The sequence below is a fragment of the Thiococcus pfennigii genome (genome assembly GCF_016583835.1).
Lineage (GTDB): Bacteria > Pseudomonadota > Gammaproteobacteria > Chromatiales > Chromatiaceae > Thiococcus > Thiococcus pfennigii.
In genome coordinates, this window is record NZ_NRRW01000007.1 from 1 (window position 1) to 19,301 (window position 19,301).

General features: G+C 69.3%; 18 protein-coding genes. 9 read left to right on the forward strand and 9 right to left on the reverse strand.

All coding sequences use genetic code 11. From position 1 onward, the window contains the following. Positions 1-291, forward strand: a 291-nt coding sequence (locus tag CKO41_RS03670; protein ID WP_200381303.1) for a CDP-archaeol synthase, incomplete at its 5' end; no start/stop codon positions are given. Between the two features lie 18 nt (positions 292-309). Here the strand turns inward: CKO41_RS03670 and CKO41_RS03675 are convergent. Beyond that, positions 310-1,275 (reverse strand): metallophosphoesterase, encoded by a 966-nt coding sequence (locus tag CKO41_RS03675; protein ID WP_200381304.1) that lies wholly within the window; start codon positions 1,273-1,275, stop codon positions 310-312. An 84-nt stretch (positions 1,276-1,359) separates the two neighbouring features. Continuing rightward, positions 1,360-2,232 carry an ATP phosphoribosyltransferase gene (gene hisG / locus CKO41_RS03680; protein WP_200248441.1) on the reverse strand — a complete coding sequence of 291 codons (873 nt, stop codon included), beginning with the start codon at positions 2,230-2,232 and terminating at the stop codon, positions 1,360-1,362. Positions 2,233-2,792: 560 nt separating this feature from the next. Between hisG and CKO41_RS03685 the strand changes: the two genes are divergently transcribed. The 6 genes from CKO41_RS03685 to CKO41_RS03710 all read left to right on the forward strand — a co-directional run bounded on the left by CKO41_RS03685 (position 2,793) and on the right by CKO41_RS03710 (position 10,495). After that, positions 2,793-3,575: a spermidine synthase gene (locus CKO41_RS03685; RefSeq protein ID WP_200381305.1), complete on the forward strand. Its 783-nt coding sequence runs from the start codon at positions 2,793-2,795 to the stop codon at positions 3,573-3,575. 88 nt (positions 3,576-3,663) lie between these two features. After that, positions 3,664-4,383, forward strand: coding sequence for a lytic transglycosylase domain-containing protein (locus tag CKO41_RS03690; protein ID WP_200381348.1), 720 nt, complete (start codon positions 3,664-3,666; stop codon positions 4,381-4,383). 144 nt (positions 4,384-4,527) lie between these two features. Next, positions 4,528-7,317 carry a phosphoenolpyruvate carboxylase gene (gene ppc / locus CKO41_RS03695; RefSeq protein WP_200248446.1) on the forward strand — a complete coding sequence of 930 codons (2,790 nt, stop codon included), beginning with the start codon at positions 4,528-4,530 and terminating at the stop codon, positions 7,315-7,317. A gap of 384 nt (positions 7,318-7,701) precedes the next feature. Then, complete coding sequence (locus CKO41_RS03700) at positions 7,702-8,244, forward strand: hypothetical protein (protein WP_200248449.1); 543 nt, start codon at positions 7,702-7,704, stop codon at positions 8,242-8,244. Positions 8,245-8,260: 16 nt separating this feature from the next. After that, entirely contained in the window at positions 8,261-8,554 is a 294-nt protein-coding gene (locus CKO41_RS03705; protein WP_200248453.1) for an EF-hand domain-containing protein, read from the forward strand. Positions 8,555-9,049: 495 nt separating this feature from the next. Further along, the gene (locus tag CKO41_RS03710; protein ID WP_200381306.1) at positions 9,050-10,495 is read left to right on the forward strand and encodes a TrkH family potassium uptake protein; all 1,446 of its coding nucleotides are present in this window, start codon (positions 9,050-9,052) and stop codon (positions 10,493-10,495) included. A 215-nt stretch (positions 10,496-10,710) separates the two neighbouring features. Here the strand turns inward: CKO41_RS03710 and CKO41_RS03715 are convergent, their stop codons facing one another. The 7 genes from CKO41_RS03715 to rsxA form a co-directional block, all read right to left on the reverse strand. Then, on the reverse strand, positions 10,711-10,974 hold the full coding sequence (locus tag CKO41_RS03715) for an RnfH family protein (protein WP_200248458.1): 264 nt from the start codon (positions 10,972-10,974) through the stop codon (positions 10,711-10,713). Positions 10,975-11,227: 253 nt separating this feature from the next. Next, positions 11,228-11,926 carry an electron transport complex subunit E gene (locus tag CKO41_RS03720; protein WP_200248460.1) on the reverse strand — a complete coding sequence of 233 codons (699 nt, stop codon included), beginning with the start codon at positions 11,924-11,926 and terminating at the stop codon, positions 11,228-11,230. After that, positions 11,923-12,591 (reverse strand): electron transport complex subunit RsxG, encoded by a 669-nt coding sequence (gene rsxG / locus CKO41_RS03725; RefSeq protein ID WP_200381307.1) that lies wholly within the window; start codon positions 12,589-12,591, stop codon positions 11,923-11,925. The genes CKO41_RS03720 and rsxG overlap by 4 nt, the downstream gene beginning before the upstream one ends. Next, positions 12,588-13,685 (reverse strand): RnfABCDGE type electron transport complex subunit D, encoded by a 1,098-nt coding sequence (locus tag CKO41_RS03730; protein ID WP_200381308.1) that lies wholly within the window; start codon positions 13,683-13,685, stop codon positions 12,588-12,590. The genes rsxG and CKO41_RS03730 overlap by 4 nt, the downstream gene beginning before the upstream one ends. After that, complete coding sequence (rsxC, locus tag CKO41_RS03735) at positions 13,682-15,187, reverse strand: electron transport complex subunit RsxC (RefSeq protein ID WP_200381309.1); 1,506 nt, start codon at positions 15,185-15,187, stop codon at positions 13,682-13,684. Before rsxC ends, CKO41_RS03730 begins: the two co-directional genes overlap by 4 nt. 40 nt (positions 15,188-15,227) lie before the next feature. Then, on the reverse strand, positions 15,228-15,758 hold the full coding sequence (locus CKO41_RS03740; protein WP_200248471.1) for an RnfABCDGE type electron transport complex subunit B: 531 nt from the start codon (positions 15,756-15,758) through the stop codon (positions 15,228-15,230). A 32-nt stretch (positions 15,759-15,790) separates the two neighbouring features. Beyond that, positions 15,791-16,372, reverse strand: a complete 582-nt coding sequence (gene rsxA, locus CKO41_RS03745) for an electron transport complex subunit RsxA (protein ID WP_200381310.1) — start codon at positions 16,370-16,372, stop codon at positions 15,791-15,793. 325 nt (positions 16,373-16,697) lie between these two features. Between rsxA and CKO41_RS03750 the strand changes: the two genes are divergently transcribed. Beyond that, the gene (locus CKO41_RS03750; RefSeq protein WP_200381311.1) at positions 16,698-17,192 is read left to right on the forward strand and encodes a Uma2 family endonuclease; all 495 of its coding nucleotides are present in this window, start codon (positions 16,698-16,700) and stop codon (positions 17,190-17,192) included. Positions 17,193-17,656: 464 nt separating this feature from the next. After that, positions 17,657-19,294, forward strand: a complete 1,638-nt coding sequence (gene nifL, locus CKO41_RS03755) for a nitrogen fixation negative regulator NifL (protein WP_200248480.1) — start codon at positions 17,657-17,659, stop codon at positions 19,292-19,294. Positions 19,295-19,301: the final 7 nt, after the last annotated feature.

A 19,301-nucleotide genomic window follows, 5' to 3' on the forward strand; every position in this document is an offset into this window, starting at 1 on the left:
GGGGCGGCGCTGCTCGGGCAGGGGGTGGCGGTCGGGGCTACGATCGGGCTGTTGGCGATGCTCGGCGATGCCGCCTCGAGCTGGGTCAAGCGCCGGCTGGGGCTGGCGCGCAGCGCGCGGGCGATCGGTCTCGATCAGATCCCCGAGAGCCTCCTGCCGCTCCTCGCGCTGGCCCAGGTCCTCGACCTCGGCTGGGGCGATATCTTCATCATCGTCGCCGCCTTCACGGCCTTCGATCTCGTCGTCTCGCGACTCCTCTATCGCCTCGGCTGGCGCAATCGACCCCACTGAGCGGGGCGGTGTCGCGCCTCAGGGGCGTTGCAGCCGGTGGACCGTGATCTCGGGCGGGCAGTTGTACCGCACCGGGATCACGCAAGAGCCGGCCCCCCGCGACGTGTAGCCCTGCATCGGACCCCAGCGCCAGGGGCCGCGCCCGAGCGCCCGTGGGCAGTTGGCGTTGTAGGTCAGGGCCAGTCCGCCGGGCAGGCAGATCTGCCCGCCATGGGTGTGGCCGCAGAGCATCAGGTCGAAGCCGGCGTGGGCGGCGTGGCGGTAGACCTCTGGGGAGTGGCTCAGCAGGATCGCCGCCGCCCCGGCCGGGATCCCGTCGGCCGCCTTCTCGAGGTTGTCGGCCCGGTAGTAGTGCGGGTCGTCGATGCCGGCGACATAGAGGGCGTCGTCGCCGCGTGCGATCCGGACCGATTCGTTGAGTAGGACGCGCACGCCGAGCGACTCGAGGGCCGGGACCATCTCGATGAAGTCGTGGTTGCCGAGCACGGCATGGATCGGCGTGTGGATCGCCTCGCACAGGCTGGCCATCGCGCGGAGCGCCCGGGATTCATCGCCATAGGTCCGAGCGCGAAAGTCGCCTGTGATGACGCAGAGGTCGTAGTCGGCCAGGGCGACGCGCGCGCGCAGCGCGTGGAAGATGGCCGGATCCATGTCGAGATGGATATCGCTCAGGTGCAGCAGCCGCCAGCCGTCGAAGGCCGGGGGCAGGCGTGGCAGGCGCACCTGGTTGTGGGTCAGTTCGATGGCCGCGGCGTTGCGTCGCCCGCGCTCGTAGAGCCAGAGGGCGCGCAGCGCCAGCCGCATCAGCGCGTGGATCGAGTACCAATTCTCGATGTGGAAGAAGTTCCGTCCGCGCCCGAAGATCCGGGTGACGTGGTCGCGCTGGATGCCTTGGCGTTGCCAGAGGTGCAGGCGTCCGGCGCGCAGATTGAGATAGGCCTCGGCCTCGCTCGTGAGTTGGGGGTAGGGGCGGTACCTGGCCACGAGAAACACTATCCTCGGCGCGGCGCGCCGCGTGCTTGCCAGCCGTCGCCTCGGGCACGGGACAGGGTGCGGCTCGTCACCGTCTCAGACCATCTTGCGCAGCTCGAACTCCAGGATCCCCTCGGCGCCGGCGGCGCGCAGCCGCGGGATCAGGTCACGCACGGCCTGGGCGTCGACGACCGTCTCGACGGCGAGCCAGCGCCCGTCGTAGAGGTGGCTGACGGTCGGGGCATGGAGGCTCGGCAGGAGTGCCACGACGGCATCGAGGTCACCCGCGGCGACATTGAGCTTGAGGACGACCTTGTGGCGCGCCGCGAGCGCTGCCTGAAGCATGGTCGCGATCTGCTCGATCTTGGTGCGCTTGGCCGGGTCGTCCATCGCCGCCGGATTGGCGATCAGCCGCGTCTCGGTGTAGAGCAGGTCGGCGACGATGCGCAGGCCATGGGCGCGGATGGTGCTGCCGGTCTCGGTGATCTCGACCGCCGCGTCGACCAACCCCTCGACGACCTTGGCCTCGGTCGCGCCCCACGAGAACTCGACGGTCGCGGCGACGCCCTGCTCGGCGAGGTGGCGGCGCGTGAAGCCGACCAGTTCGGTGGCGACCTTCTTGCCTTCGAGGTCTTTGACGGTGCGGACCGGCGAGTCCTGTGGGACCACGAGGACCCAACGGCTCGGCTGATTGGAACTCTTCGAATAGGTCAGCGCGCAGATCTCGACGACCTCGGCCTGGGTCTCCAGGATCCAGTCGAGTCCGGTCAGCCCGAGGTCCAGCGTCCCGTTGGCGACATAGGGGGCCATCTCCTGGGCGCGTACCAGGGCGCAGGAGAGTTCCGGGTCGTCGACCTCGGGATAGTAGTGGCGCGAGCGTGGCTTGATCTGCCAGCCGGCCTGGCCGAACAGGTTGATCGTGGCCTCTTCGAGGCTGCCTTTGGGGATGCCGAGCTTGATCAGCGACATGATGGGCGGGGTCGAGTCGGTCCTGATGGGTGGATAGGGAAGGATTCGAGCGCGAGCGGTACGACTCGGTCCCCGATATCGGGTTGGGCTGCGCGTACCCGACGGTATCGGCGCATGGGCACCGGTCACTCTCGAACCGCCACCGATGAGCCTAGCATGTCGGGCGGGAAAGCGCAGCGCATCCCGCCGCAGGCGTCGTCCGCGGCGTTAGGGGCCCGCTGGCGGGCGATCCGGGCGATGTCAATCGGCGGCAGTCCGGCCCCTGGGGTGTGCCGTCGGCCGCCTCTAGGGCGGTGCGAGGCCGGGGCAGCGCCGACTCGATCACCTCGGGCAGCGGGGATTCGCCAACGGCCCCAGATGAGGGCCGATCGGCAACCGTTGAACCCACTAGAAGAAGGCCACAGCACGGATCAGTCATACCGCAAGGGCTTGGAGCGTGGGCTGGCTGGCGGGATGCGCGGCGCCGTCCCGGCGTAGGGTGCGCGCGTTGGCTGGAGGGACGCGCCTCCTGGTCGCTTTGACGCTAGAATGGGCCTGTTCCGACATGTCTGGAGCTATCCATGGCCGATGAAGGAAGGTCCGCAGCCATCGTCCTCGCCCTCGTTGTCTGGGGCCTTGCCGGCGCCCTCTTCGGCGGGCTGTTCGCCGGGTTGCACGAGTTGCTTCTCGTCTTCGGGTTCACCGGCTGGCCGCTGCTGGTCGCGGCGGCGACGATCGCGGCGATGACGACCGCGACCTTCTACGGGGCCATGCCGGTCGCCCTGGTCGGGGCGTTGGCCGGGGTCCTCGCCTCGATCGGCTATCTGATGTTCGCCGGCCGCCAGGTGGACCTGTCGGCGATCGCGCTGGCCGCAACCGGCACCGGTCTGGTGGGTGGGGGCTTCTACGCGTGGGCGGTCCGTGGCGATGCGCGGACCCTGGCCGGCACTCTGACCGGTTTGCTGGCCGGCTTCGGCGCTGGCGCCCTGCTGGCCTTCGGGCTGGACCTTTACGAGGGGCCGGTCGGCCTGTTCGTCCTCGCCGCCGGCGTCGTCGCCCTGGTCGGGACCATCTACCAGATCAGCGAGCGCTGGATCGGCCGCGCCTGTGCCGGTCTGGTCCCCGTGGCCCTCGGGGCGCCCGTGGTCGCGGCCCTCATCGCCAGCGTCGTCGCCGCCAGTATCTGGCTGATGGCCGGGGCGACCGCAGGGCATCTCGATGCGATGGCCAAGGACCTGCTCGAGCGGGTCGCCGGGGCGATCCCGACCGGCGCCTTGGGCGGAACGCTCGGCGGTGCCGTCACCGGCCTGGTCCTCGAGCTGATGGGCTTTCGCCTCGAGGATCGGCTGCACGATGAAGTCTGACCAGGCACCGATGGCCTGGGCCGGCGCCAGGCCCGGGGGCTTGTCATTCAACGACGTGCGGCGGATCGCCATTCGCCAGCGAGGAGTCATGAAGCGGATCGCCATTCTCGCCCTGATCGGGCTCGTCTCGGTCGTCGCCCTGCCGGCCTCGGCCACCACGCGGACCGAGCCGGCGCTGACCGGCGTAGCCGCCGTGCCGACCAAGGCCGAGTTGGTCCCGCTGATCGACCGGATCGCCAAGCAGCGCGGCGTCGAACTCGCGCTCGCGCACGCGATCGTCGCGGCCGAATCGGCCTACGACGCCCGCGCCGTCTCGCGTGCCGGCGCGATCGGCCTGATGCAGGTCATGCCGGCGACGGCAGCCGACTACGGGGTCACGAACCGCGAGGCGCTTTTCGATCCCGAAACCAATGTCCAGACAGGTATCCGCCACCTGCGTCGGCTGCTGAACAAGTACGACAACGACTACGGGCGGACCATCATGGCCTACAACGCCGGCGAGGGCGTCGTCGACCGAACCAACAGCAACGTCACCTACCGCGAGACCCTCGATTACACGGTCGCGGTGATCCACCAATACCGGCGCAACGGCGGTACCCAGCCGACCGAAGGCGCGCTGCGCAAGGTCGCGCTGCTGCGGCGTACCGCCAACCAGGGCGATGCCCGGCGCCTGATGAAACGCTACCTCGACCCCTCGCTGCTGTCGCTGAAGGTTCGTCCCTCGCTCTCGATCGACTATCTCGACCCCGGTCTGCACCGGGTCGGCCCCGAGAGTCGCCCGATGTTCGAGCTGCATCCCCTCGACTGACGGCTGCCCGGCCGGGAGGCCCGGGCGCCGGGTCCCTGTCCGGGCCGCGCTTTCAACTCCCCCAATCCCACGGTAGTATCGCGGCCATTGCCTTGCGCCATGCGCTGCTGGCGCCGCGGGCCATTGCCACGGAACCGAATCCCGATGAACGACTCCCCCGACGGCGAACCGCTTCGCCGCGATATCCAATTGTTCACCGCCCTGCTCGGCGAAGTGCTGCGCGAGCACAGCCGCAAGCGCGTGCTGGTCGTCGTCGAACGGCTGCGCGACGGATTCATCGCGCTGCGCGACGCCGACGATCCCGACCTGCGCGCGAAGCTGATGAAGCGCATCGATGGGCTCGACCCGCAGACGCTGAGCGAGGTGGTGCGCGCGTTCAATATCTATTTCGGGCTGGTCAACACGGCCGAGGAGGTCCATGGCCACCTGCGCCGCATGGACCTGATCAGCACCGGGGGGCCGCTCTGGCTCGGCTCGTTCGACCAGACGGTGCGCGAGTTCAAGGCCGACGGCGTGAGCCCGGAGCACTTCCAGAGCCTGCTCGAGCACCTGGTGTATCTGCCGGTCTTCACGGCCCATCCGACCGAAGCCAAGCGGCGCACCATCCTCGAGACCTTCCGCCGCATCTTCCTCGTCGCCCAGGACCTGCATCGGCGGCGGCTCAACGACGAGGAGCTCGAGGAGCGACTCCAGGCGATCCTGACCCAGATCCAGATCCTCTGGAAGACCGACGAGGTCCGCGTCCACAAGCCGCAGGTCACCGACGAGGTGCGCCAGGGCCTGCACTTCTTCCGCGAGTCCCTGTTCGACGCCGTCCCGGAGGTCTACCGCAACCTGGGGCGGGCCGTGCGACGCATCTACGGCCCCGACGCCGGCCTGCGCATCCCGAGCTTCATCCGTTTCGGCTCCTGGATCGGCGGCGACCGCGACGGCAACCCGAGCGTCAAGCCCGAGACGACCGAACTGGCCGTGCGCATGCATCACGAGCTGGTCCTCGAGGCCTACATCGAGCGCGTCATCGCGCTGCGCCGGCTGCTGAGCCACACCGACAACCTCTGTCCCCCATCGCCGGCCTTCCTCGACAGCCTCGATGCCGACGAGGAGTACTGGGTCGACATCATGGGCGAGAGCATGCGCCGCTACACGCACGAGCCCTATCGGCGCAAGCTCGCGATCGTCCGCCACCGTCTGGAGGCGAACCTCGTGCGGGTGCGCGCCCGCATGGCCGGTGACCCAGCGGAGCTGCCGGAGGGCTATGGCGATGTCCGCGACTTCCTCGCCGACCTCCACCTGATCCGCGACTCGCTGATCAGCCACGGCGATGCGAGCGCCGCGACCGGCGACCTCCAGGACCTGATCTGGCTGGCCGAGACCTTCGGCTTCCACCTCGTGCATCTGGACCTGCGCCAGGAGTCGGGGCGTCACACCGCCGCCGTCACCGAGCTGTTCGCCCGCCAGGCCGGTGCGCCCTACTACCAGGCCTTCACCGAGGAGCAGCGGCGCGTCGTGCTGGCCGAGGCGATCGCCCACCCGCATCCCTTCATCATCGACAAGGCGACCCTGACGCCCGAGACCCGCGAGACCCTCGAGACCTTCGAGGTCATCGCCCGGATGCGCGCCGAGATCAGCCCCGAGGTCTTCGGCGCCTACGTCATCTCGATGACGCATTCGGCGAGCCATGTGATGGAGGTGATGCTGCTCGCACGCCTCGCCGGGCTGGCCGGTTGCCACCGCGGTGGCTGGTTCTGCGACATCCACATCGCGCCGCTGTTCGAGACGATCGAGGACCTGACGCACATCGATGCGGTGATGGCGGCCCTCTTCGACGACCCGACCTACCAGGCCCTGCTGAAGGCCTCCGGCAATCAGCAGGAGGTCATGCTCGGCTATTCGGATTCGTGCAAGGACGGCGGCATCCTGGCCTCGGGCTGGCGGCTCTACGAGGCGCAGAAGAAGGTCATCGCACTGGCCGACGACCGCGGGGTCTCCTGCCGTCTCTTCCACGGCCGCGGCGGCACGGTCGGGCGCGGCGGCGGGCCGACCTACGAGGCCATCCTGGCTCAGCCGGTCGACACGGTGCACGGCCAGATCAAGTTCACCGAGCAGGGCGAGGTCCTCTCCTACCGCTATGCGAACCCGGAGACGGCGCGCTACGAGCTGACGATGGGCATCAGCGGCCTGATCAAGGCGAGCCGCTGCCTCATCGAGGAACCGGCCGAGGACCGCAACGACTACCTCGGGATCATGGACGAGCTGGCCCGGCTCGGCGAGGAGGCCTATCGGGATCTCGTGCTCGGCACGGACGGCTTCCTCGACTACTTCTACGAGGTCACCCCGGTCGATGCGATCGCCCGTCTGAACATCGGTTCGCGCCCCTCGCACCGTACCGGTGGCGACCGCTCGCTCGGTTCGATCCGCGCCATCCCGTGGGTCTTCGGTTGGGCCCAGGCGCGCCACACGATCCCCGCCTGGTTCGGCGTCGGGCTGGCCCTGGAGCGCTGGCGCAACAACGACGTCGAGCGCCTCGCCAAGCTCCAGCGCATGTACAACGAGTGGCCGTTCTTCCGGGCGCTGTTGAGCAATATCCAGATGTCGCTCTTCAAGGCCGAGATGAACATCGCCCGCGAGTACGTGCGGCTCGCCCGCGATCAGGAGCGGGCGCTGGCGATCTACGAGCGGATCCGGGCCGAATACCAACGCACCCTGACTCAGGTCCTCAACGTCGCCGGGCTGCACAGCCTGATGGAGGAGACGCCCGAGCTGCAACTCTCCCTCGCGCGGCGCAACTTCTACCTCGATCCGCTGAACCACATCCAACTCGCGGTCCTCGAGCGCTACCGCAGCGAGCCCGTCGAGGAGGAGCGCGAGCAGTGGCTCGACCCGCTGCTGCGCTCGATCAACGCGATCGCCGCTGGGATGCGCAACACCGGTTGACCCGGCTCGCGGCGGGGTGCCACGACGCCTACACGGTCGCGTCCAGATCCGAGGGGCCGGGGCGGCGCCGACGAGGTCGTGAATTTCGGCGGCGACGGTCTAAACTTGCCGCAGGGCCGCACCGGGCCTCGGTCCTGAAGCACCGGCCGCCGATCCAGGGCCGTCGCGGGGGCGTTCAGGGGCCATTCAGCTGCCGGGGTATAGGCTGACCCTGCGATCCACCGGATAGGCGGTGGCCGGAGCTCCCGACCGGCGGCTGCCGCGGGTCGGCCCCGCGCCGCGCCGCGCCGCAGCGGTGCGACGCCCGCCGGTCGCGGTGGCTCGACGACCGCGCGGAGGGTCGCAGGTACGGTTTTGTCCAACGACTCCACAAACGATGAGGAATTGGCGATGAACAAGTCTTTTCGCATGTTGACTGCCTGTGCCATTCTCGGTCTGACCAGCTCCCTCGTCGCGCTCGATGCGTTCGCCGATCTGGCCGAGCGCTTCAGCCGCGAAAACCCGGCTGGGGGTACGACCGCCGGTAAGATCCGAAACGAAACCGGACCGGAAGGCGGCAAGTTCCTGCAGCGGCGCACGATCCGCACCGATGGCGAAGGCAATGCCGCGGCCGTCACCGGCGGTGCCTTCCGCACCCCGGAGGGGGCCGCCGGCACGCGCGGCGGCGTGACGGTGCGCAAGGACGATGGCAGCATCGAGCACAAGAGCGGCGCCGCGGTCACCGGCGAGCGGGGCACCCTGAAGAGTTCCGGTGGCGTCTCCGTGGATGCCGAGGGCAATGTCTCGGGCAGCCGCAGCACGGATATCGAGGGCGCCAAGGGCGGCTCGTTCGAGGGCAGCACCAGCTACGACAAGGACAGCGGGCTGACGCGCAGCCAGACCTGCTTCGACGCGGGTGGCAACGAGGTCCCCTGCCCATCGCGCTGATGCGGGAGGTCGCGACATGCCGATGCGTATCCTGGCACCGATGCTGACGCTGCTGATGATCGGGGCGGCGAGCGCCGCGGAGACGACGACGCCCCGTGACCGTTTCGTCGGGCGGGTCGATGCCCGCTTCGCTACGGCCGACGTCAATGGGGATGGCTACCTGACGCGCCCGGAGGCGCAGGAAGGGTTTCCTTTCGTGTCCCGCCATTTCGACGAGATGGATGTCGACGTCAATGGTGGTGTGACGAAGGCCGAGATGCAGCACTTCGCGCGCGAGCGGGCGGAGGCCCGCCGGGCGCCACCGCAGTGATGGTCGTGAACGGGTGACGAAGCTGCGGCTTCGTCACCGTAGAAACCCCGAGGCGAGCCCGTCGTCTGACGGGCGGTCACGGGATCGACGCCCTCGGTGCGACGCCGCTGGCCCGCGCGCCTGATTCCTCCTGCCCGTCTTTGCATGCCTGCCCTCTCGGTGGGCCGCCCGAGAGGAAGTCGTGTCGTCTCCCGGGCCGTCAGTTCGCGTGGCCGCCGGTCTCGATGCTGGCGACGACCGTGTGGTCGGATCGCGCCCCGATCGCCATTGCCGACCGGGGCGTCGAGCCGCGTGACCTTGCCATCGACATCCAGGGTCGGTCTTGCCTTCCACGTCGAGACGCGAACCAGCGGCCATGAGCCCCGTCCCCGCAAGGGGTTCGACAGCCCAGCGTTCCCCGAGCGCGCACGGCGATTTCAGTATCCGGGGCGCAGGCGTTAGAATCGCGACCTCGTTTCCATCCAGATCGGCGATTCCCGCCTGTCGAAGCCATCGATGAATTGGCGCGGCGTCATCCGGTTGATCGGTCTCCTACTCACGCTCTACAGCCTGAGCTTCATCCTGCCGTGGCTGCTGGCGCTCGTCTATCAGGATGGCGAGGCGCAGCACTTTCTCTCCGCCTGGCTCATCTCGACGGCCATCGGCCTGGCGATCTGGTGGCCGGTGCGCGCCGAGCGCAGGGCGCTGCGCGTGCGCGACGGCTTTCTCGTCGTCGCCCTGTTCTGGGCCGTGCTCGGCGTCGTCGGTGCGATCCCCTTCATCGTCGGTCTGCACCTGAGCGTGACCGATGCGATCTTCGAGTCCGTGTCGGGCTTCACGACGACCGGCGCGACCGTCATCGTCGGCATCGACGAGCTGCCGCCGTCGATCCTCTACCACCGCCAGCAGATCCAGTGGCTCGGCGGCATGGGGGTCGTGGTCCTGGCCGTCGCCATCCTGCCGCTGCTGGGCGTCGGCGGCATGCAGCTCTACCGCGCCGAGGCCTCGGGCATTGCGAAGGACGAGAAGCTCACGCCGCGCATCACGAAGACGGCTCAGGCCCTCTGGTCGATCTACTTCGCGCTGACGCTGGCCTGCACGCTGGCCTACCTGGCCGCCGGGATGAGTCTCTTCGATGCGGTAGGCCATGCCTTCACGACCGTCGCGACGGCCGGCTTCTCGACCCACGACGCGAGCATCGGCCACTTCGACAGCCTGGCGATCGAGCTGATCTGCATCGTCTTCATGACCCTCGGTGGGATCAACTTCGCGATCCACTTCGTCGTCTGGCGGCAACGCAACCCATTGCTCTATCTGCGAGATCCCGAGGCGCGCACCTACCTGGCGATCCTCCTCGGCGCGAGCCTATTCATCGCGCTCAGCCTGGTGTGGGCCGGGGCGTACGCCGGCTTCGGCGAGGCGCTGCGTTACGGGCTGTTCGAGGTCGTCTCGGTGATGACGACGACCGGTTTCGGCACGGCGGACTTCTCCGCCTGGCCGCGCCACATCCCGCTCGTGCTGGCGATGCTCGCCTTCGTCGGCGGCTGCGCCGGCTCGACCGCCGGCGGGCTCAAGGTCGTGCGGGTGATGCTGCTCGCGAAGATGGGGGTGCGGCAGATGCTCGTCCTCTCCCACCCGCGGGCGACGGCGCTGCTGAAGCTCGGGCGGCGCGCGGTGCCCGATGACGTGGCCTATTCGGTGTGGGGCTACTACGTCCTCTATCTGTCCACGGCCCTGGTGCTGACGGTGGCCATGATGGCCGCGGGGCTCGATCTGGAGTCGGCCTTCGGCGCCGTGACCGCGACGCTGAACCTCCTCGGCCCCGGCCTCGGCGAGGTCGCGATCACGTTCGCGGATGTCGGCCCGGCGGTCAAATGGCTCGCGATCTTCGGCATGCTGGTGGGGCGCTTGGAGGTCTTCACCCTGCTGATCCTCTTCACCTTCGCCTTCTGGCGGCCGTAGTCGCACGGGGCGCCTTCGGGTACGGCGCGCGGATCCATGGGCGCGCTCACGAACGATTCAGACATGACCGATACGAGCGCGCGGAGGACAAGAAACTACGAAATACACGAAAATCGCGCAAATTCAGCAATGTTGCTGTCTCGAGCAACCCCTTTCGCGCTCTTCGCGTGTTTCGTAGTTCCGAGAATCTGCGCCGGTCGTTCTTGAATCGTCACTCAATCGTCGTCCTCGTCGTCACCGGTGTCGATCTCGGCGACGATCGGGCGGTAGATCTCGACCCGGTCGCCGTCGGCGACCCTAGCGTCGAGCCGCACGATCTTGCCGTGGATGCCGACCTTCTGGGCCTCCAGGTCGATCATCGGGAATTGGGCGAGCAGGCCGGAGCGCTCGATCGCCTCGCGCACCGTGCAGGCGTCCGGCACGTCGAGCTTCAGCCAGACCTGTTTCAGCGTGTCGGCATAGGCGACGCCGATGTGCATGCTGTCTCTCTCCTCAACGAAGGATTCGGGAGCTACCCGGCCACGTGCGGCGGTCGAGCGGTGTCATGGGCGGCGGCAGAGGACCGGCGATAGGGGCTCGCCTGCGGGTGCGTCCGGCCCAAGTTCGACGGGCGCGCAAGGTCGGGTCAGGCGCGCCCGCACGACCTTCGCAAGAGGAGGCGCGGATTGCGTGCGCCGTCACTTGACAGGCGGTTGCCTGTTTCACGGTAACCGCTCGCGGACCAGTCGGCGCCTAAGGCGAGGGCCGTGGCGCGCCGACCGTGGGTCGGCGGGTCTGTCGCTCGGCCAGGCGACGGTCGAGGAGCCGCTTGCCGGCGAGCAGGAAGCCGAGGACCAGGAAGCCGCCGGGCGGCAGGATCGCGAGCAGGAAGCCGCCGTAGTCGGGGATCAGGGTCACCTCGAGGAAGGCCATCGCCTCGCCGAGGAGCAGCGGCGCGCCGGCGAACAGGGTGCCGCTACCGATGATCTCGCGCACCGCACCGAGCCCGACCAGGACCAGCGTGAACCCCAGCCCCATCATCAGCCCGTCGAAGGCCGCCGGCAACGCCGGCTGGCGCGCGGCGAAGGACTCGGCGCGACCGAGGATCGCGCAGTTGGTCACGATGAGCGGGATGAAGAGACCGAGGACCTTGTGCAGGTCGTGCAGCCAGGCGTTCATCGCCAGGTCGACCAGGGTCACCAGCGTGGCGATGACGAGGACGAAGATCGGGATGCGTACGGCCGAGGTGAGGAGCCCGCGCAGCAGCGCGATCAGGAGGCCCGAGGCGGCGAGGACGGCCGTCGTCGCGAGCCCCATGCCGAGCCCGTTGGTCGCGGTGCCGGTCACCGCGAGCAACGGGCAGAGGGCGAGGGCCTGGGCGAGGACGACATTGTTGTCCCACAGGCCGTCGCGGGCGATCTGGCCGTAGGCCGGGGTGGCGGCGTTGCTCATCGGGGGAGGGGCGCCTCGGGCGCGGGTTCGGTGATGACCGCCGCGGCGGTCAGGGTGTCGCGGTGGGCGGCGAAGAAGAGCAGGGCCCCCTTGATCGCGTCGACGACGGCGCGCGGGGTGATGGTCGCGCCGGTGAACTGGTCGAAGTCGCCCTCGTCCTTGGCGACGGCCCAGCGCTCGAGCGGCGGGTCGCCGAGCGAGCGGCCGTCGAAGGCGAGGATCCAGTCGTCACGGGCGATTTCGATCTTGTCGCCGAGACCGGGCGTCTCGGCGTGGGCCAGCACGCGCGCGCCGAGGACGCGCCCTTCGGCGTCGATGCCGACCAGGATGTCGATCGGCCCCGCATAACCGAGGCCGCTGGTGCGGAAGGCGATGCCGGTCACCTGGAGGCCGCGCAGCGCGCGGTAGACGGTGCGCGGCCGCCCGGCCTCGTCGGTCAGCGTCAGTGGGGCGGCGAGCAGGTCGTTGTCGTGGATCGCCGGCGGCAGCACCTGGCTCAGCGAGGCCTGGAGGTCCTCGGCGCGGCGCGCGGCGATCGGGTCGCGGGTCACCAGATCGCCGACCGTCAGCAGGGCCGCGGCGAGCAGCGAGAAGCCGCCCAAGAGCAGGGCCTGGTAGCTGATCCGCTCGCGCCAGCCGGCACCCGTGTCGCGCGCGCCGGTCATCGTGTGGTCCCCTGGTTGTCCTCGCCGTAGGCGAGCGGTTCGCCGCGGCGGTCGCGGCCGTAGATGCGCGGGCGCACATAGTGGTCGATCAGTGGCGTGCAGGCGTTCATCAGCAGGACCGCGAAGGCCGCACCCTCTGGGTAGCTCGACCAGGTGCGGATCACGTAGACGAGCAGGCCGCAACCGAAGCCGAAGAGCAGCCGTCCGCGGGCCGAGACAGGCGCCGTGACCGGGTCCGTGGCGATGAAGAAGGCGGCCAAGATCGTCGCGCCCGACAGCAGGTGGTAGCCCGGGTTGAGGAAGTGGTTCGGGTTCACCAGGTGCATTGCGGTGGCGCACAGGGTGATGGTCGCGAGCATCGCGACCGGGATGTGCCAGCTGATCACGCGCCGCGAGATCAGGAACAGCCCGCCGAGGAGCAGCAGCAGGGCCGAGGTCTCCCCGAGGCTGCCGGCGACGGTGCCGATCGCGGCCTGGTTGAGCTGGTAGGTCGAGGGCAGGATGTCGAGCAGCGTCAGGCCCGTGCCCAGGTCGGTGTGGACCTGGCCGAGCACGGTGGCGCTGGTCATCGCGTCGTAGGTCTGGGCGCCGAAGGTGATCGCCAGGCCGCCGAGGAAGTCCGGCGCGTCGGCGGAGAACAGCGGCGTCGGCGCGACGAAGGTCGTCATCTGGACCGGGAACGAGATCAGCAGCGCGACGCGCGCGATCATCGCCGGGTTGAACAGGTTCTGGCCGAGGCCGCCGAAGACCTGCTTGGCGACGATGATCGCGATCAGCCCGCCGACCGCGCCGATCCACCAGGGTGCCCAGGGTGGCAGCGTCATCGCGAGCAGCCAGCCGGACAGCAAGGCCGAGCCGTCGAGCAGGTAAGGCCGCACGGGCCGTCTGGCCAGGCGCAGCGCCGCGGCCTCGGCGAGGATCGCGGTGGCGATGGTCACGACGAAGAGATTGATCGCCGGCCAGCCGAACTGCCACAGGCCGACCAGGGTGCCGGGGATCAGCGCCAGCATCACGAGCCGCATCGTCAGCCCGATGCTGGTCGGTGCGTGGGCGAACGGCCCGGCGATCAGGGGCGGGTCGCCGAGCGCGCTCATGGCCGGGCCTCCGCGTTCGTGCCCACCTCGGCGTTGCCCAAAGGCGGCGTCTCGCCCTCTGCCTTGGCCTGTTGCTGCCGCTTGCGCCGCGCCATGGCCTCGCGTTTGGCGCGCTTGGCCGCCTCCAGGCGGGCGCTGCGCAGCTCGGCCAGCCGCTTGGTCTCGATCTGCTTGTGGCGGGCGCGCCCGCGGGCGGCCATCTCGCCCTTCGCATAGTTGATGTATTGCACCAGCGGGATGTGCGCCGGGCAGGTGTAGGCGCACGAGCCGCAGCCGATGCAGTCCATCAGGCCGAGGCGCACGGCGCCCTCCAGGTCGGCGGCGCGGGTGCGGGCGACCAGTTCGAGCGGCACCAGGCCGCAGGGACAGGCGCCGACGCAGCTGCCGCAGCGGATGCAGGGCATCGGCTCGCGGCGGTTGACCTCTTGGGCGGTCAGGGCCAGGACGCCATTGCTGCCCTTGACGATCGGCACCCGCGTGCTCGGCAGCGGCTGGCCCATCATCGGCCCACCGCTGATCAGGCGGGCCGGCGCCTCGCGCAGCCCGCCGCTCTGCTCGATCAGGTGGGCGACCGGCGTGCCGAGCGGTACGCGCAGATTGGCCGGCCGGGCGATGGCCGCCCCGGTGACCGTGACGACCCGTTCGACGAGGGGGCGGCCGTGGCGCAGCGCCTCGTGCACGGCGAAGGCGGTCGCCGGATTGTGCACGACGACGCCGATATCGGCGGTCAGGCCGCGGGCCGGCGACTCGCGGCCGGTCAGCGTGAAGACCAGGTGGCGCTCCGAGCCCATCGGATAGCGCGTCGGCAGGGCCGCGATCTCGATCTCCGCGCGGCCGGTCGCGGCGGCGCGCATCGCCGCTAGGGCCTCGGGCTTGTTGGACTCGATCGCGACGATGATGTGGCCGACGCCCAGCGCATGGGCCATGATGCGCACCCCGTCGAGGACCTGCTCGGACTGCTCGCGTATCAGTCGGTCGTCGCAGGTGAGATAGGGCTCGCACTCCGAGCCGTTGATGACGAGCGTGTGAAGCCGGTAGCGCTGACGCAGGTTGAGCTTGACGGCGGCCGGGAAGGTCGCCCCGCCCATGCCGACGATGCCGGCGGCGGCGACCCGGGCGGCGATCTCCTCGGGCGGCAGGGCGAACGGATCGTCCGTCCCGACGAGCGCGTCGGACCAGCGGTCCTCGCCGTCGGGCTGGAGCGTGATCGTCGGCACCGACAGGCCCGAGGGGTGGTTCGCCGGGTAGCGGCCGATGCCGACCACGCGGCCCGAGGTCGGAGCGTGGACCGGCGCCGAGATGACCCCCTGGCGCTCGGCGAGGAGGTCGCCCTTGCGCACCGTCTGACCGCGGTGCACGGCCGGGTTGGCGGCGGCGCCGACGTGTTGCAACAGCGGCACATGCAGCAGGTGGGGCAGGGGGATCGGCTCGATGGGCCGCTCGCTCGATAGGCCCTTGCGGTCTTCCGGGTGGACGCCGCCGCGGATCTTGAACAGCTTCATGGGGTTCTGGCTGCCTCGCTGAGATGGGTGACGCGGCGGCTCAGAGCGCCGGGACCGGCTTGGGCCAGTACCACTGGGGGACGGTGATGGGCAGCGGCCGCATCTCGATGCACCCCTGCGGACAGGCCTCGTAGCACTTGTTGCAGCCGGTGCAGGCATCGGGGATGACGGCGTGGATCATCCGCGACGCGCCGAGGATGGCGTCGGTCGGACAGCGCTTTAGGCACTTGGTGCAGCCGGTGCAGCGCCGTTCGTGGATGTAGGCGACGCGCGGTCCCTGGTCCTGGATCGCGGCCAGGTCGACGCTGACGCCGAGCTTGGCGGCGAGCTGCTCGACCAGGGCGCGCCCGCCGGGCGGACACAGGGTGACGGCGGCCTCGCCGGCGGCGACCGCGGCGGCCGCCGCCGAGCAGCCGGGGTAGCCGCACTGGCCGCACTGCGAGCCGGGCAGCATCTCCTCGATCTCCCCCTGGAGGGGGTTCTGCTCGACCCTCAGGTAACGCGCGGCGACCCCGAGGAGGGTGCCCAGGGCGAGGCCCAGCAGGGTCAGACTGAGAAGGGGCGCGATCACGATGCTCTGCTCCGTTTCGAGGTCGGGGGCGGCTAGTGGTGCGTCAGGCCGGCGAAGCCCATGAAGGCCAACGACAGCAGGCCGGCGGCGATGAAGGCGATCGGCGCCCCGGCGAAGGCGGCCGGCACCTGGGCGAGCGCCAGGCGCTCGCGCAACCCGGCGAAGAGGACCATCACGAGCGTGAAGCCGAGGGCCGAGCCGAAGCCGAACAGCAGGCTCTCGAGGAAACCGTGGTCGCCCTGGACGTTGAGCAAGGCGACGCCGAGCACCGCGCAGTTGGTCGTGATCAACGGCAGGAAGATGCCGAGGACCTGGTAGAGGGTCGGCGAGATGCGGCGCACGGCCATCTCGGTGAACTGCACGACGGCGGCGATGACCAGGATGAAGGTCAGGATCCGCAGGAAGCCGATGTCGAGCGGCCCGAGCACCAGGTGCTCGAGCAGCCAGCTGGCGGCTGCGGCCAACGTCAGGACGAAGGTCGTCGCCAGCCCCATGCCGATCGCCGAGTCGAGCTTGCCCGACACCCCCATGAAGGGGCAGAGGCCGAGGAACTTGACCAGCACGACATTGTTGACCAATGCGGTGCCGAGGATGAGGATCAGATAGTCGGTCATACGCCCGCCTGCCAGGCGACCTGCGCGGTCTGGATGTTTCTCGATGCAGCAAATACGATGCCACACGCAAGGGGCCGGCCTTGGCGAGGTCGAGGCGCCGCGCGATGCCGCTGCGCCAGCGCCATCCGAGGTCGACCGAGGGGCGCAGGCGGCAAAGGGGGCGCAATTCCCCGGTCGGTGCCGTCGGCATTGCGACACGCGTTCACCGCCGCCGGGGCGTCTTTGTAGTAAATCCTACAGGCGGTCGCTTGGGCGGGCCGATGCGGGCGCCTGAGTCGGCGTCGACAGCCACCCTGGAGGGGCGTGCCTGGAGCGAGGAGATGCCATGAACCTGCCACACTTGATGCTGCAAGCGAGCGAGCTCGGTATTCGTTTGGAGATCGTCAACGGCCTGCCGATCTGGGAGGCGCAACCGGTCTACCGGCATCAGAAGCAGATCGATCGGATCAATCGGGGTCTGCGGCCGACCGCTGGCGCCGAGGCCGCTTGCGCCTGCATCTATGCCATCGATGTCTACATACAGTTCGCCAACGGTCTGAAACGTCCCGATATCTCGGTCTTTTGCCGTGAACCGCCCGAGGAGGAGCAGGATGGCGCCCTGACGACGATCCCCGAAGCCGTGATCGAGGTCGTCAACAAGGGCTTCGAGGCCAAGGATCTCGAGATCGGCCCGCCGTTCTATCTATCGCAAGGCGTCAAGGATGTCGTGGTCTTCGATCCGTCCACACTGCTGGTGCTGCGCGTGCGAAAAGACCGTGTCAGTCGCCAGGTCTCGCCGGTCGACATCGACTTGGAGTGCGGTTGCCGGGTCACGGTCTAAGAGACGCATGGGCATCCAGACCGGAGGGCGGGAAAGCGCAGCGCATCCCGCCACCGCGACCGATACGAAGCATCGCACGGCACAAGAGCGCAGCGCATCCCGCCACCGCGACCGATACGAAGCATCGCACGGCACAAGAGCGCAGCGCATCCCGCCACCGCGACCAATACGAGGCAGCGAACGGCGCAGAGGCGCAGCGCATCCCGCCATCGCGACTGTCGGCGAGGCTCCGCGAGCCTCGTCACCGGCGAGGCGACGCGACGCCGCGTGGTTCGGCAAGCCCGACGATCAAGACTGGGGGCCGGCGGCCTGCCAGGGGCCGCGAAGCTGGGTCTCCTCGCCGAGGTTGCCGTGCGCGGCGGGATGCGCGTTGCCTTCCCACCCTACATTGCCAGTGGCTGCCTGATGATGGTGTGCCTCTTGCTTGATACTATGCGGGACTCGGTACCTCAGGAGTGGCGCTCATGACCTCGAAAGGCTCGTCGGAACCCGCGCAGCAGTTGGCCGCCAACGCGCTGGCCGCCTTCCTCGCCGCGCCCCCGCCGGGCACGCCGCCGGAGGTGATCGAGGCCCTCGGTCTGGTCGGCGGCGAGTCCGGCGAACCGCTTCCGCCGCGCCTCTTCTTCGCCGCCGTCGAGCAGTCGCCGGTGGCCATCTCGATCACGAACGCAGAGGCGATCATCCTCTACGCGAACGCCGCCTTCGAGGCCCTGACCGGCTACACGCGCGCCGAGGTCATCGGCAAGAACGAGTCGCTCCTGTCGAACAACGCGACCCCTGCCACCATCTACCGGCAACTGTGGCGCACGATCAAGGACAAGCGCACCTGGACCGGCACGCTGGTCAACCGCACCAAGGCCGGCGGCGACTATCTGGCCGAGCTGACGATCTCGCCGGTCCTCGATCAGCAGGGCGAGATCCGCTACTTCCTCGGCATGCACCGTGATGTGACGCGTGTCCACGAGTTGGAAGGCGCGTTGCGCCAGCAGAAGGCGCGCGTCGAGACCGTGCTCCAGGCCGCGCCGGTCCTGGTCGTGCTGCTCGACGGCGAGGGCCGGGTCCTGCTCGAGAATCGGGAGTACGAGAAGCTGCAGGGCGAACTCCAGGGCAGTGCACCGATCGAGGTCCTGCGTGCGGCACTGCGCAAGCAGGCGGGATTCGATCCGCTGGAGGCTGCGCTGGCCGATCGCGGCTTCAAGGACGTCGAGGTCAGCGTCGAGGTACCCGGCGCCGGCGGGCCGCGCTGGTTCGCGTGTTCCGGCACCCCGGCCCATGAGCTGGATGCGAGCGCCCGGACCTTCTTCGGCCGTAACTCGGCCGGCGAGCGGCGGCTCCTGCTGCTTGCCAACGACATCACGGCGCGGCGCCGCGAGATCGAGCGCGCCCACCTGGAGAACCTGCGCGCCCGCCTCGCCGAGCAGCAGCTCGGCCACACGATGCGCGAGGCCTTGGCCGCGGCCATCTACCAGATCCAAGGGCCGCTGAACGTCATCCATGCGGCTTCGGAGATGATCAAGGGGGGGAGCGCCAATCTGACGGTCCTCAGCGGCACCCTCGAGCAGATCAGCGCTGCCGGCCAGAAGGCGCTGGAGACCCTCGAGGCGGCGCTGCCGGTGCAGGCGCGCGAGGCCGGGATCCTGGTCAACGTCAACGCCCTGCTGCGCCAGGTGCTGGAGCTGGAGACCGACCGGCTGCTCGCTGCCGGTATCGTCGTCGACTGGCAACCGGCCCATGTGCTGCCGGAGTTCAACGGCCACAAGAACCAGCTGCGCGCGATGTTCAAACACCTGATCGACAACGCGATCCAGGCCTTGAACGAGAGCGGCAAGGGCCATCGTGAGCTGCGCGTGGCGACGCGCGCCGTCGAGTCGGCGGTCGAGGTGGTGATCCAGGACAATGGTCCAGGGATCCCGCCCGAGCAGCGCTACGCCGTCTTCGAGCCCTTCTCCAGCGGTTGGCGGCATCGCCGCGGGCGCGCCGGTATGGGGCTGGCTCTGGCGCAGGAGATCGTCAACCAACATGGCGGGTCGATCGAGATCGACCCGGAGTATCTGGATGGCTGCCGCGTTCGGCTGTTGCTGACCGCGGCGGTCGATGAATGAGGTCGGA

What these genes read in the sequence shown, in the direction of transcription:
- hisG (WP_200248441.1), bottom strand. Translation starts at nt 2,232, where the DNA reads ATGTCGCTGATCAAGCTCGGCATCCCCAAAGGCAGCCTCGAAGAGGCC.
- CKO41_RS03685 (WP_200381305.1), top strand. Translation starts at nt 2,793, where the DNA reads ATGGCCGATGAAGGAAGGTCCGCAGCCATCGTCCTCGCCCTCGTTGTC.
- CKO41_RS03690 (WP_200381348.1), top strand. Translation starts at nt 3,664, where the DNA reads ATGAAGCGGATCGCCATTCTCGCCCTGATCGGGCTCGTCTCGGTCGTC.
- ppc (WP_200248446.1), top strand. Translation starts at nt 4,528, where the DNA reads ATGAACGACTCCCCCGACGGCGAACCGCTTCGCCGCGATATCCAATTG.
- CKO41_RS03705 (WP_200248453.1), top strand. Translation starts at nt 8,261, where the DNA reads ATGCCGATGCGTATCCTGGCACCGATGCTGACGCTGCTGATGATCGGG.
- CKO41_RS03710 (WP_200381306.1), top strand. Translation starts at nt 9,050, where the DNA reads ATGAATTGGCGCGGCGTCATCCGGTTGATCGGTCTCCTACTCACGCTC.
- CKO41_RS03715 (WP_200248458.1), bottom strand. Translation starts at nt 10,974, where the DNA reads ATGCACATCGGCGTCGCCTATGCCGACACGCTGAAACAGGTCTGGCTG.
- CKO41_RS03720 (WP_200248460.1), bottom strand. Translation starts at nt 11,926, where the DNA reads ATGAGCAACGCCGCCACCCCGGCCTACGGCCAGATCGCCCGCGACGGC.
- rsxG (WP_200381307.1), bottom strand. Translation starts at nt 12,591, where the DNA reads ATGACCGGCGCGCGCGACACGGGTGCCGGCTGGCGCGAGCGGATCAGC.
- CKO41_RS03730 (WP_200381308.1), bottom strand. Translation starts at nt 13,685, where the DNA reads ATGAGCGCGCTCGGCGACCCGCCCCTGATCGCCGGGCCGTTCGCCCAC.
- rsxC (WP_200381309.1), bottom strand. Translation starts at nt 15,187, where the DNA reads ATGAAGCTGTTCAAGATCCGCGGCGGCGTCCACCCGGAAGACCGCAAG.
- rsxA (WP_200381310.1), bottom strand. Translation starts at nt 16,372, where the DNA reads ATGACCGACTATCTGATCCTCATCCTCGGCACCGCATTGGTCAACAAT.
- CKO41_RS03750 (WP_200381311.1), top strand. Translation starts at nt 16,698, where the DNA reads ATGAACCTGCCACACTTGATGCTGCAAGCGAGCGAGCTCGGTATTCGT.
- nifL (WP_200248480.1), top strand. Translation starts at nt 17,657, where the DNA reads ATGACCTCGAAAGGCTCGTCGGAACCCGCGCAGCAGTTGGCCGCCAAC.